Below are 13,465 nucleotides of genomic sequence, written 5' to 3'. Positions count from 1 at the left end.
CCTCTTCAGCTCAAAGCTCATGCGCCCAGGGTGGGTTTGCCCCGGCGCGGGATACAGTGATCGCAGCAACCTGTGCCCCTTTGATGAGGGCCGCGCCTAGCGCATCAGTTGTAAGATGGCGTACGGCTGACTTGGTCAAGTGACCGGAATTCTGCAACTCTGCAAGAACGCCCGCATTGAACGTGTCGCCAGCGCCGACCGTATCGACGACTTCGACCGGGTTGGAGGGTGTCGATATTTCTGTTCCGTCTGCCAAATAGCCCGTAGCCCCATCGCTGCCTTTTGTTACAATCACGGCGGTAGGTCCGTCTTGTAGCAATCGCCGGGCTTTGTCAGCGGTACCTTTTTGTCCGGGAAGAATCCAATCAAGATCCTCGTCCGATACTTTTACAATATCCGACTGCGAGATCATACGGTTCAACCGCGTTCGATACCGTGACTCATCCCTGATGAAGCCTGGCCTGATGTTAGGGTCCAGCATAACGGCGCGGTCAGAACCATGCTGCTCCAGAACCGAAGCGTAGGCATCAGCGCAGGGTTCGCAAGCAAGACTTATCCCGCCAAAATAAAGGGCCGTAACACCGGCCAACTGCGGCGGCATGTCTTTGGGTATCAGCATTCGGCCCGCCGAGTTTTCGTCGTTAAACGAGTAGGTCGCGTGGCCGTTTTTCAACTGTACGAATGCCAAAGTCGTTGGACGATCCGAGCGAATGACATGCGTCTGATCTACGTGGCTGTTGGTTAAGGCGTCGACAAGCTGATCGCCGAACATATCGCGGGACAAACCAGTGAGCATTCCGACCGATGCGCCCAAACGACCCAACGCGATGGCGGTATTGAAAATCGCCCCGCCGGAATGGGGAACAAAACCCTGCCCACCGTCGGTGGTCGGGGCGGGGATCATGTCGATCAGCGCTTCACCGCAGCACAAGATCATTCAGGGACCTTTCCGGTTTGGTCGTGTCAGGCCATCCGACGCGCGAGCGCACTTTTGCAGAAATTGTTAGCGCCAACAATGCCAAATTCATCCTGTTCCGAGACATAAAGGTTCATCGACCGGCGCAATTCACTAAACCGTCCCCCTGCGTTGAAGGCGTCTCGGAAGGCGTCCGTGAACAGCCAACGGTTCTTTTCGGCCACGCCGCCCACCAGAAAAACACCGCCCGCAGGCATCATGGTTACAGCCATATCGCCCATGACGGCCCCCAGATGCGTGGTGAACATATGGGCCGCGCGCACCGCATGAGGGTCGGTTTGAGCCAGCGCGTCTTGCAGGATATCCTTTGCGGGACGGGTTTCCGCACTGGTTTGACCGGCTGCGAGTTGGATGGCTTGGTAGAGGATGGGCAGGCCGGTGCCGCTCAGGAACATCTCGGCCTCAAGGGTCAGCGAGTCGTCAAAGAAACACTCGGGCGCGACCTCGCGGGCGGCGCGAAATACTTCAACCTCGTCAGCCTGGCGCGGGGACAGGCCCACATGGCCGCCTTCGCCGGATGCCGTATGATAGTGCCCCTCGGAATAGAGCAACGACCCAACCCCAAGCCCGGTGCCCGGCCCAACGACCAGGCGGGTCCCGACCGGTGGGGTTTCTGCTCCCTGCAACACTTCGACATCGCCGGCACCGATTTCGGCCACAGACCACGCCGCTGCGGTGAAATCATTGATCACAAAAGTATGTTGCGCGCCGGTTGCACGACCGATGTCATCCTCGGACAAATCAAGCTGTGCGTTGGTCAGGCGGATCGTACCATCCCGCACCGGGCCCGCCCCGGCGGCGACAACCGCGCGGGGGTCGGTGCCAATCTCGTCGCGCAGGCTGTGAAACGCCTCGAGCAGTTGCGGCAGTTGACCCGTCGGATATTTGCGCAGATCGGTGAGTCTCCCGTTTGAGATAACCCCCAAACGGGTGTTGGTCCCGCCGATATCAGCCACCAGATTCCAGTGTTCATGCATGGCTCCGGCGGGTTGTGCCAGCGGGGCGGAGACTTGTGCACCGGCGAGGGCAGTTTTCACCGCCTCAAAGGACGCTTTGGGTGTCCGCTCCATCGTATCAAAATCCACATCAACCAGACCAAAGCGTTTCTCGTAGCCCAAGGCCCATTCGTAATTGTCCAGCAGCGACCAGATAAAATAGCCTTTGACGGGCACATCCTGATCCAACGCGTCTTTCACGGCAGTCCAGTGTTGGTTGAGGTAGTCGATCCGGTCCTCATCCTGCTGGCGTTTGGGGCTGGCCATGCCATTCTCGGTCACATAGATCGGCAGATCGCCGGTATATTCAAGCGCGGCCCGGGTCAGGAAACGTGTCAGGGCGGAAGGCTCAATTTCCCAACCCATTTGCGTTTTGGGCAAGGGGCCAGGGACCTCTTGCAGGCCGGGCCAGGCGGTGTCGGCGGGCGCGATCAGTTTGCGGGTGTAGTAGTTCAACCCGCACCAGTCCACGGGCGCGCCGATCGTGTCGAAATCATCCTGCCAGCCAGCGGGCAGATAAGGTTCCAGCCCGTCCAGAACATTCTGCGGATAGGCTTTGTTGAACACGCCGCCCAGAAAGAACCGGTTGTAGATACCGTCATAGAGGTCGGCTGCCTTGCGCGCCTCGGCGCTGTCATCGGCGGGTTCGGCCCATTCCAGATTGAACACCGCCCCCAGATTGGACATGCCCAGACCACGCATCGCCTCGATCGCACGGCCATGTGCCAGCAGAACATGGTGCATCGCGCGGGCCGTCGCACGGATATCGCGCAGGCCGGGGGCGTGGTGGCCGTCGAAGTGGCTCAGCCAGCTCACGCACCAGGGCTCGTTGATGGGGGCAACACTGAACATCCGGTCGCCGATGCGGCCCATGATGACCTCGGTGAAATCGGCGAACCATCCTGCAATATCCCGGTTGCGCCACCCGCCCAAATCCGCCAGCGTCGAGGGCAGTTCCCAATGATAGAGCGTCGCACAGGGGCGAATGCCACGTTCCAGCAGCGCATCGGCCAGTCGGTCGTAATAGTCCAGCCCGGCTTCGTTCACGGCACCGCGTCCTTCGGGTAGAACCCGCGCCCAGCTGGTCGAAAAGCGATAGCAATCAAACCCGGCCTCGCGCACCAGATCAAAGTCCTGATCAAAGCGGTTCAGGTGATCGCAGGCGATATCTCCGTTTTCGCCCCGCACCACATTGCCGGGCGTGTTCGCAAACGTGTCCCAATGGGTCTGACCTGCACCACCCTGCGCGTGGCCTTCGATCTGATAGGCAGAGGTTGCGACACCAAAGAGGAAATCTTTGGGGAAATCAGCACGGGTATATTTCATGTTCAGAACCTGTCAGGGGCGGGGCCGGTCGAGCCGCCAACTACCAGTTCGGCCTCCAGCAATCTAGTTTTAACCGGGTCGTCCGGTGATTTGATCCGGTCGATCAGCATTTCGGCGGCGATCTCCCCAGCCTGCCTGACCGAGGATCGCGTTGCGGTAAAGATCGGCACGTCTTGTCCATTCTTGAGATAGGACAGGTCGTCATCATGCGCGATGACCGATACATCGCGACCCATTTTCAGCCCAGCCTCATTCAAAGCGCGCCGCACTCCGATGGCAGAAATCATTGACGAGACCAATATGGCCGTCGGGGGGTTGTCCAGCTGCAGCATGTCGCGGGCTTCGTGATGGCCGTAAACCTCGGTCATCTCGGCACTGCGCATCAGAGCGGGTTCGGGCGTCAGATCGGCTTCTTGCAGAGCCTGCAGATATCCTTCGCGGCGACGTTGGGCGAAATCCATATCCTCTAACCCATTGATCAGCGCGATACGTTTGTGCCCCAGATCAATCAGAAACCGGGTCGCCCTCAGGAATGACCTTTTGTTGTTCACATCGACCCAGTCATACGGCACCTCGATCCCGGTCGAACGGCCATGGACGATGAATGGAACCGCCATGCGGGTCAGAACCTCGACCCGGTGTTCGTTGACCTTGGGGCCTTGCAAAACGACCCCATCGACAGCGCCGCGTTGGAACAAGTCCCGATAGGTGCGTTCGATCGAGGTGTCGTCGGCATTGGTGAACATCATGTCATAGCCATGCGCGCCATAGGTCCGAGCGGCCCCCGCAACAAAATCACCGAAGATCGGGTTCACCATTTCATGTTGCGATGAGCTGGGAATCACATGTCCGATCACCATTGAACGACCCGTGGCCAGACCTTTGGCGCGGCTGTTCGGACGGTAGCCGTGTTTGGTCGCCGCCGCCTGAACCCGCTCTCGCGTGGCCTCGTTCACCTCGGGGTATCCGTTCAGCGCGCGACTGACCGTTGTCTGCGAAAGACCAAGGATTTCTGAGAGCTGCTTTAGGTTCATTTAGTTTCAAAGCGCCTTCAAATTGGTGGCAAAACTGTTGTGAGTGGGTTTTCCTATTGGGTCAACCTGTTTCTACTCACCGTGTGTTTTATTAATTATTTGGCGAATTTCAAACCTAATATTGACAGAACTTGAATGTTAGCGGATAAAGCTCGGCATTCAAAGCGCTTTGAAAGTTGAGTCTCTTGGGCGCGACAGAGTTGGGAGGAGAATTCATGAAACACTCGCTTTACGCAGGCGCGGCAACGTTCGCCCTGATGGCGGGCGCGGCGCATGCCGACAAGGTCACGGTGTTTGGCCCCTGGTTGGGGCCGGATCAGGAAAATGTCGAAAAGGTGCTGGACGGCTTTGCTGCCGCGACCGGGCATGAGTACGCCTATGTCGGCTCGGACAGTTTCGAACAGCAGATCCGCATCGACGCGGAAGCGGGATCTGCCCCCAACGTTGCGGTCTTCCCACAGCCCGGTCTGGCCGCGGACATGGCCAAATCCGGCTTTCTGACGCCTTTGGCAGATGGCACATCCGATTGGATTCGCGACAATTATGCTGCGGGCCAATCCTGGGTCGATCTGGGGACATATGCAGGCCCGGACGGGGCTGATAACCTTTACGGGTTTTTCTACAAGGTCGATGTGAAATCGCTGGTCTGGTACGTTCCCGAGAACTTCGAGGACGCCGGGTACGAAGTGCCGACCACGATGGAGGAACTCAAAGCTCTGACGGACCAGATTGTGGCAGATGGCGAGACGCCTTGGTGTATCGGTCTGGGGTCTGGCGGAGCGACCGGCTGGCCCGCGACCGACTGGGTCGAGGACATGATGCTGCGTACACAATCGCCCGCGGACTATGACGCCTGGGTTGCAAATGAGATGAAATTCAATGACCCCAAGGTCATCGCGGCCATCGAAGAATTCGGAGCCTTCGCCCGCAACGACGACTATGTCGCTGGTGGGGCAGGGGCCGTGGCCACAACCGATTTCCGCGACAGTCCCAAAGGCATGTTCAGCTCTCCGCCGCAATGCTATCTGCACCGTCAGGCCTCGTTCATTCCGGCATTCTTCCCGGAAGGCACGGTTGTGGGTGAGGACGCGGATTTCTTCTACTTCCCGGCCTATGAAAGCAAGGATCTTGGCAGCCCGGTTCTGGGTGCGGGCACGCTTTGGGCGATCACCAATGACAGCCCCGGCGCTCATGCTTTGATCGAGTATCTGCAGACCGCCGAAGCGCACGAGACCTGGATGCAATTGACCGGGTTCCTTACGCCGCACAAGGGTGTCGACACGTCGCTGTTCTCGGACCCGACTTTGAGGAAGATGAACGACATCCTTCTAGGTGCAACCACCTTCCGGTTTGACGGGTCTGACCTGATGCCCGGCGGTGTTGGCGCAGGGACGTTCTGGACCGGCATGGTCGACTATGCGGGCGGGACCTCGGCGGAAGAGGTTGCCAACGAAATCCAATCCTCCTGGGACGCGCTGGACTAAGCGTTCCTGATCGGGCAACCCGCCAGTTCGGGTTGCCTGCCACCGTCGCAAGGGAGACGCGGCATGCATCCGGCATTACAAGGCCTGCTGACCATCGCCATCGGCGTGTCAGGGTGTGTGGGCTATTTCTACCTCTCCAACCAATTTCTGGACAAAGTGCTGTTCCCGGCGCGTGGCCCGAATGCAGGGCGTAATATCAACCGCGCGAACATGATCCGGCCTTGGCTGTTCCTGTTCCCGGCGTTGGCGGCGTTGGGTCTGTATCTGGCCTATCCGGTCGTCGAAACGCTGCGCTTGTCCCTTACGGATCGGGTGCCCGGTGGGGGCTATGAATGGGTGGGTCTGGAAAACTACATCCAGATGGCGAATGAGCCCAAGTTCTGGGAAGCCATGCGCAACAACATGTTCTGGCTGATCATCGTGCCGGCGATGTCCACCGCTTTGGGTCTTTTGGTGGCGCAACTGACCGATCGCATTCGTTGGGGCAATATCGCCAAGTCGCTGATCTTCATGCCGATGGCGATTTCTTTTGTGGGTGCATCGGTGATCTGGAAGCTGGTCTATGACACCCGCCCGGCCGAGCAGGACCAAATCGGGATGCTGAACGCGCTTTACATCTTCTTTGGCGGGACCGAGCCTCAAACGTGGCTGACCATCCCGTTCTGGAACAGTTTCTTCCTGATGGTCGTGCTGATTTGGATTCAGACCGGCTTTGCCATGGTGATCCTGTCCGCGGCCTTGCGCGGCATCCCCGAAGAAACCGTTGAGGCCGCCATTCTGGACGGCGCCAACCCGTTTCAGATTTTCTTCCGCATCAAGGTTCCGCAGATCAAGACCACCATTCTGGTCGTTTGGACCACGATCACCATCACCGTGCTCAAGGTCTTTGACATCGTCTTTGCCATGACCAACGGCCAGTGGGAGACACAGGTTCTGGCCAACTACATGTATGACAAGCTGTTCCGCGCCAATGACTGGGGTGTGGGGTCGGCCTCGGCCATGGTGATCATGCTGTTGGTCACTCCGATCCTGATCTGGAACGTGCGCAACGCGCGCAAAGAGATGGAGTGAGGCCATGAGCGATATTGCAGGAACCAAACCGGCGCTGCGCTGGGTCGTCCATGCCTCGGTCATATTTCTGGTCGTGCTTTGGGTTGTGCCAACACTTGGGCTGTTGATCTCGTCCTTTCGCACGGCCGATCAGATTGCCACAAGCGGCTGGTGGAAATCGCTTTTCCCGTCCGAACAGAACCTGACTTTGCGGTCCGCCGCGCCGGACACACAGGTGCTGGAAAACGGGGTTTACGTGATCGAAGGCAACCTGTTTGACGCGGGAACGACGGCTACGATCTCACAATGGGGTGTCAGTTCTCGGGCTGTGGATGCGTTTGTTCCTGGTGACACGGCCGAACTGCGTCGGGGTGGTACGATCACCGTGGACGCGCAAGGCAACTACCGGATAGAGAATTCGGAAGAATTTACCGGCAGCCGGGGCGCCCGTGTATTCGTGACTGCAGAATTGCCGCCCGAGTTCACGTTGGCCAATTACCACAAGGTTTTGTTGGCCGAAGATTCCTCGGACAGTATGGGGCGGGCGTTCTTCAATACTCTGACTGTGACCATCCCGGCGACAATCATTCCGATCTTGGTGGCCGCCTTTGCGGCCTATGCGTTGGCGTGGATGGACTTCCCCGGCCGCGCCCTGCTGATTGCTGCCGTAGTTGGATTGTTGGTGGTGCCGTTGCAACTGGCGCTGATCCCACTCTTGAAATTCCACCTCAATATCGGGATCGGGAAAGGGTATCTTGGGGTCTGGATGGCCCATACCGGGTTCGGGATGCCGCTGGCGATCTACCTGCTGCGCAACTACATGGCGGGCCTTCCCCGAGACCTGATCGAAAACGCGCGGGTCGACGGAGCGACCGAGTTTCAGATCTTCACCAAACTAATCCTGCCGCTCAGTTTCCCGGCGCTGGCCTCTTTCGCGATCTTCCAGTTCCTGTGGACTTGGAATGATCTGCTGGTCGCCAAGGTCTTTTTGATCGATGCGTCGGGTCAGACCACCGTCATGACCAACCAGATCGTCGAGCTGTTGGGCACGCGGGGCGGTAACTGGGAAATTCTGGCCACGGCGGCCTTTGTCTCGATCGCCGTGCCGCTGATCGTTTTCTTCGCAATGCAAAAATATCTGGTCCGTGGCCTGCTGGCCGGATCCGTCAAATAGAGGCTTCTGATGAACGTGCAGAACACTGTGGACACAACCAAGGCAACCCAAGCAGCGTCCGATTGGTGGCGTGGCGGTGTGATCTATCAGATCTATCCCCGCAGCTTTCAGGACAGCAATGGCGATGGGATCGGCGACCTGAAAGGAATAACTCAGCGTCTGGGCTATATCGCCTCGCTTGGGGTCGATGCGATCTGGATATCGCCGTTCTTCAAATCTCCGATGAAGGACTTCGGATATGATGTCAGCGACTACCGCGATGTCGACCCGATGTTCGGAACGATGGCGGATTTCAAAGAGCTTCTGGATCAGGCGCATGGGCTTGGGCTGAAAGTGATGATCGACCTGGTGCTGTCGCATACCTCGGATCAGCACCCGTGGTTTAGCGAGAGCAGGTCCAACCGCGAAAACGAAAAGTCCGATTGGTATGTCTGGGCGGACCCGAAACCGGACGGAACGCCGCCAAACAACTGGTTGTCGATCTTCGGAGGCTCGGCCTGGCAGTGGGACTCGCGCCGGTTGCAGTATTATCTGCACAACTTCCTGACTTCGCAGCCCGACTTGAATTTTCATTGCCCGGCGGTTCAGGACGCCTTGCTGGATGTGGCTCGGTTTTGGTTGGAATTGGGCGTCGATGGGTTCCGGCTGGATACGATCAACTTCTACTTCCACGACAAGCAGCTGCGCGACAATCCCGGCCTGCCGATGGATCAGCGCAACGCCTCGATTGCGCCGATGGTGAACCCCTATAACCATCAGGATCACCTTTTCTCCAAAAGTCAGCCTGAGAATATTGCCTTCCTCGAACGGTTGCGTGCGTTGACCGACGAATACGAAGGTCGCGCCTGTCTGGGTGAGGTCGGCGACGCGCAGCGCGGGCTTGAGATCATGGGCGAATACACCACCGGCGATAAGCGGATGCACATGTGCTATGCCTTCGAGTTTCTGGAAAAACGCGCATTGACCGCGTCTTACGCCAAACAGGTTTTTGACCAACTTGAGGACAAGGCCGGTGACGCGTGGCCTTGCTGGGCCTTCTCGAATCACGACGTTCAGCGACACGCGACGCGTTGGGGATTAAGCGACGAGGCCGTTCGACAGCATGCGGTCCTGATGATGTGCCTGCGGGGGTCGGCCTGCCTGTATCAGGGTGAGGAGCTGGGCTTGCCCGAGGCGGATGTGGCATTTGAAGACCTGCAAGATCCCTATGGCATCGAATTCTGGCCAGAATTCAAAGGACGCGACGGGTGCCGCACGCCGATGGTCTGGGCCGCGCAGGACGAGCAATCGGGATTTAGTGCCGGTCGTCCCTGGCTGCCCGTCAGCCCGCCGCAAGCCGAACGCGCCGTAGACAGGTTGGAACAAGACCCAAACTCAATGCTGCATCACTATCGTCGCGCAATTGCGCTGCGACATGCGCATCCGGCACTGATGTCGGGGGAACAGGTGCAAATGACCCAAACCGGCCCTGTTCTGGCCTTCCTGCGGGATGCCCCGACCGAGCAGGTTTTCTGTGCCTTCAATTTGGGCTCGGATCCGACCCAAATCACTCTGCCGGAGGGGAACTGGTACGTAATCGGGGAGGAGTTGGGCAGCGTCGACGGGGAAGGGACACTGTCCCTCGACGCTGCACAATTCTGCCTGCTGGCGCGGGATAAGGGGTAGGCTATGTCGGAACTCAAACTCACGGACGTGGCCAAGACCTATGGTCATGTGGATGTTCTGAAAAACATCAATCTGGACATTGACCGGGGCGAGCTGATCGTGTTCGTAGGCCCTTCGGGCTGCGGTAAATCCACCTTGCTGCGCATGATTGCAGGGCTGGAGAAGATCTCGGGCGGAACGCTTGAGATTGAAGGGCAGGTGATGAACGATGTGCCCCCGGCGCAGCGCGGCATTGCGATGGTGTTCCAAAGCTATGCGCTTTATCCCCACATGACCGTGCGCGAGAATATGGCCTTTGCCCTCAAGATCGCGAAGATGCCCGCGGCGGATGTGGATGCTGCGGTCGAACGGGCCGCCCAGATCCTTCAGCTTGAACCGTTTCTGGACCGCTTGCCCAAGGCTCTGTCCGGGGGGCAGCGACAGCGGGTTGCCATTGGGCGGGCCATTGTGCGCGATCCCAAGGTTTATCTGTTCGACGAACCGCTTTCGAACCTCGACGCCGCCCTGCGTGTTGCGACGCGCATTGAAATTGCGCGCCTGAAAGAGGCGATGCCCGACAGCACAATGATCTACGTGACCCACGATCAGGTTGAGGCCATGACACTGGCCACTCGGATTGTTGTTCTGGCCAACAAGGGTATCGCACAGGTTGGTACTCCGTTGGAGCTGTATGAAACACCCGACAATGAGTTTGTCGCGCAGTTCATAGGCTCTCCGGCGATGAACCTGTTGCCAGGTGTCATCGTGCAAACTGGTTCCGAGACGGTGGTTGATCTGGATTCAGGCGGAACGGTTACAAGTGGTATCGCGACCCAAGAGCAAGACATGGGCAAGCAGGTCAATGTCGGCATCCGGCCCGAAGACTTTGTACCCACCGATGAAAACCCTGCGTTCGAAGGCGTTGTCGATTTCACAGAAGCATTGGGCGAGGTGACGTTGCTGTATTTCGAGAGTCGTAAAGGCGCCGAAGCCGTCATTGCCAAATTGCAAGGGATTCAACGCGGTAAAAGAGGGCAAACAGTCGGAGTCTCGGCTAGCCCTGAGAAAGTGCACTTGTTCCATGATGGCAAAAGCATGCGCGCAACATCCTGATTCTTTTGTAAATCACTAAAGCACTCTCGTATCGGGTTTTGCCTGCTTCACTCGAAATGTAAGCGGGTCTGCTCCGTCTTGCCTCATTTATCGGCATGTGGATCAAGCGGCATATTTTTAGCGTTTCTGCAATTTTGAGGTTTTTCGGGCTAGACCCGTGCATTTGCTGAATTGCGCACAGGATCGTGCAAGAGAGCAGCGCAAACTGGACCTATGAAAATTGATAACTGTCACTTTTGGACTGACAGAGGTCTCGCAAAGGTCTAGCGTGTAGACACAAAAACAAAAAACTAATGAAAACGGGAGATACGACTATGACTGAATTCAAGACCCTGTCCCGGCGGACAGTCCTGAAAGGCGCTGGTGCGGCGGCGCTGGCTGCCCCGCTTTATAGCAAAAGCGCGCTGGCCTCGTCGGGTGAAATCAACATCCTGATGTGGTCGGACTACCTGCCGCCGTCCTTCCTGCAGGAGTTTGAAACTCTGACCGGAATCAAGGTCAACTATACTGGTATTGGTTCGAACGAAGAGATCATCAACAAGATGAAGGCCACAAAGGGCCAGGGCTTTGACATCGTCTCGCCCACTAACAACCGGTCCCTGCAGTGGGAGCCGCTAGAGTTGCTGCAGCCCTTTGACATGAACAAGGTGCCGATTGATCTGGTGAACCCGGCTATGGCCTCGATCGGCACGGATGCGTGGAACTTTGGCGACGCAGGGGTACACTGGCTGCCGCATATCTGGGGCACCGAAGGCGTTGCCTATCGCACCGATCTATGGCTGCCCGAAGGCGACGCGCCGTCTTATGGCGATGTATGGTCCGAGGAGAACGCGGGCAAAACCATGGGTCGCGCGCATTCGATGATGCTGGGCGCAGGTCTTTACATGGAACGTTCCGGTGAGATGGAACCGGGTTCGGTCTGGGCCGCTTATGGTGACGAAGACACCATGCGCAAGGTTTGGGGCCAGATCGCCGACTGGTGCATCGAGCGCAAGAACCGGATCAAGCTGATCTGGAATGACGCGGATACTCAGAAAAACGGTCTGCTGAACGAAGGTGTTGTGGTTGGCCAAACCTGGGACGGCCCGCCGCTGGCGTTGAAATCGGCAGGTGAGCCGGTGCATTATCAGGCTCCGGTCGAAGGTGCGATGGCGTGGGTTGACGGTATGTCGATCCCGACCGGTGCGGCGAATATGGATCAGATTTACGCCTTCATCGACTTTGCCTATCAGGCGAAGCCGGCTGGTGTGGCGATTGACAGCCACGGCTATAACTCGCCGGTTCTGGGTGCCGACCAATATTCGGGCGACACCTACAAAAAGAACTTTGCCGAGGCTTATCCGGGCGACTCGCTGGCCAACCTCAACCCGTGGCCGGCCGAAGCGCCGTGGTATGCCGAAACCCGGACCGAGTTCGTCAACAAGTTCAAAAGCGCCTGATCGCTTTGAAACGACGCCCTCCGCGATGTCGCGGGGGGCCATCCATCCGTGCGCTTTGGCGTGACGGAGCCTATTTCGGTGTGGTTCCCATCCGCACCAGACGGAGATACCTAAAATGAGTGCAGGGGTCGGCGTAGATCTGGAAAACCTGTGGATTCGGTTCGGCGATTTCGTGGCCGTGCGGGATGCCAATGTGAACATAAACGGGGGCGATTTCTTTTCGTTCCTTGGCCCCTCGGGCTGCGGCAAGACGACGATCTTGCGGGCCGTTTCCGGTTTTCTTGACCCCAGCGAAGGGCGCGTTCTGATCGGTGGAAACGATATGCGCGGGATCGGTCCGAACAAACGGCCCACTGCACTGATCTTCCAGAACCTCGCGCTGTTTCCGCTGATGAAGGTCTGGGAGAACATCACCTTCTCAATGGAAATCAAAGGCGCCAGCGCCAAGGAGCGCCGTAAACGCGCGGATGAGTTGCTGGACATGATCGCCTTGCCGGGGCAGGGCGATAAACTGCCCAGCGAGTTGTCAGGCGGTCAGCGTCAGCGAGTTGCCATCGCGCGCGCCCTGTGCGCCGAACCCGACGTGTTGCTGCTGGACGAGCCGCTCTCGGCCTTGGATCTTAAGCTGCGCCAGCACATGCGCACGGAACTGCGCGAAATTCAGCAGCGCGTGGGGATTACCTTTATCTACATCACCCACGATCAGGGTGAGGCGCTGACCATGTCCGACAACATCGCCGTGATGCGGGCGGGTGTGATCGACCAGATTGCTGACGGCAAGACGATTTACAATGACCCAAACACGGCTTTTGCAGCCTCGTTCGTTGGGGAAAACAACGTGTTCCGAGGCAAGATCAAGCAGATCATGGGGACTGAGGCCGTGATCTCGACCAATCGCACCGGCGATCTGGTGGCGCGGATTTCCACTGCCAATCAGGGCAAGATGCGCGAAGGGGATGAGGCGATGATGTTCGTCCGGCCCGAAGCTTTTGCTATCGCTTCCGATGACGCGCCAGGCGACCACTGCGTTACGGCACGTGTGAAGCATGAGGAATTCGAAGGCAACGTTTTCAACATCTTCACCGAAGGTGCCGGCGGGAAAGAGATCAAGGTATCCCTGCCCAATGTCGGGCAATCCTTCGAGGATCACACAGGCCAGACCATCCGGCTGGAATACGAGACCCGCAACGCGGTTCTGGTTCCGGCGGGTGAGCTGGCGGCGGAATAGGG

At 58.1% G+C, this 13,465-nt stretch carries 10 protein-coding genes and 1 pseudogene; 7 read left to right on the top strand and 4 right to left on the bottom strand.

Features of this window, described 5'->3' with window-relative positions:
* Window positions 1–10 precede the first annotated feature (10 nt).
* From J7380_RS13340 to J7380_RS13330, 4 genes and pseudogenes are all read right to left on the bottom strand, one after another.
* Window positions 11–937 carry a carbohydrate kinase gene (locus J7380_RS13340; RefSeq protein ID WP_209196268.1) on the bottom strand — a complete coding sequence of 309 codons (927 nt, stop codon included), beginning with the start codon at window positions 935–937 and terminating at the stop codon, window positions 11–13.
* A 26-nt stretch (window positions 938–963) separates the two neighbouring features.
* Entirely contained in the window at window positions 964–1,953 is a 990-nt protein-coding gene (locus J7380_RS20390) for an ROK family protein (RefSeq protein WP_247742571.1), read from the bottom strand.
* Between the two features lie 42 nt (window positions 1,954–1,995).
* A pseudogene (locus J7380_RS20385) lies at window positions 1,996–3,297 on the bottom strand (GH1 family beta-glucosidase); the annotation flags it as partial.
* Between the two features lie 2 nt (window positions 3,298–3,299).
* Entirely contained in the window at window positions 3,300–4,331 is a 1,032-nt protein-coding gene (locus J7380_RS13330) for a substrate-binding domain-containing protein (RefSeq protein WP_209196266.1), read from the bottom strand.
* A 215-nt stretch (window positions 4,332–4,546) separates the two neighbouring features.
* Between J7380_RS13330 and J7380_RS13325 the strand changes: the two genes are divergently transcribed.
* The 7 genes from J7380_RS13325 to J7380_RS13295 all read left to right on the top strand — a co-directional run bounded on the left by J7380_RS13325 (window position 4,547) and on the right by J7380_RS13295 (window position 13,463).
* Window positions 4,547–5,815 carry an ABC transporter substrate-binding protein gene (locus tag J7380_RS13325; protein ID WP_209196265.1) on the top strand — a complete coding sequence of 423 codons (1,269 nt, stop codon included), beginning with the start codon at window positions 4,547–4,549 and terminating at the stop codon, window positions 5,813–5,815.
* A 63-nt stretch (window positions 5,816–5,878) separates the two neighbouring features.
* Entirely contained in the window at window positions 5,879–6,886 is a 1,008-nt protein-coding gene (locus J7380_RS13320; RefSeq protein ID WP_170754134.1) for a sugar ABC transporter permease, read from the top strand.
* Window positions 6,887–6,890: 4 nt separating this feature from the next.
* Window positions 6,891–8,039, top strand: coding sequence for a carbohydrate ABC transporter permease (locus tag J7380_RS13315; protein WP_209196264.1), 1,149 nt, complete (start codon window positions 6,891–6,893; stop codon window positions 8,037–8,039).
* 9 nt (window positions 8,040–8,048) lie between these two features.
* The gene (locus tag J7380_RS13310; RefSeq protein WP_209196263.1) at window positions 8,049–9,704 is read left to right on the top strand and encodes an alpha-glucosidase; all 1,656 of its coding nucleotides are present in this window, start codon (window positions 8,049–8,051) and stop codon (window positions 9,702–9,704) included.
* A gap of 3 nt (window positions 9,705–9,707) precedes the next feature.
* Complete coding sequence (gene ugpC, locus J7380_RS13305) at window positions 9,708–10,796, top strand: sn-glycerol-3-phosphate ABC transporter ATP-binding protein UgpC (RefSeq protein WP_209196262.1); 1,089 nt, start codon at window positions 9,708–9,710, stop codon at window positions 10,794–10,796.
* Window positions 10,797–11,110: 314 nt separating this feature from the next.
* Window positions 11,111–12,235 (top strand): extracellular solute-binding protein, encoded by a 1,125-nt coding sequence (locus J7380_RS13300; protein ID WP_209196261.1) that lies wholly within the window; start codon window positions 11,111–11,113, stop codon window positions 12,233–12,235.
* A gap of 115 nt (window positions 12,236–12,350) precedes the next feature.
* The gene (locus J7380_RS13295) at window positions 12,351–13,463 is read left to right on the top strand and encodes an ABC transporter ATP-binding protein (RefSeq protein ID WP_209196260.1); all 1,113 of its coding nucleotides are present in this window, start codon (window positions 12,351–12,353) and stop codon (window positions 13,461–13,463) included.
* The last annotated feature ends 2 nt before the right edge of the window (window positions 13,464–13,465 follow it).

It is taken from the genome of Ruegeria sp. R8_1, assembly GCF_017743815.1.
GTDB lineage: Bacteria > Pseudomonadota > Alphaproteobacteria > Rhodobacterales > Rhodobacteraceae > Ruegeria > Ruegeria lacuscaerulensis_A.
The sequence above is the reverse complement of the archived record's forward strand: the minus strand, read 5'-3'. Positions and strand labels throughout refer to the sequence as shown.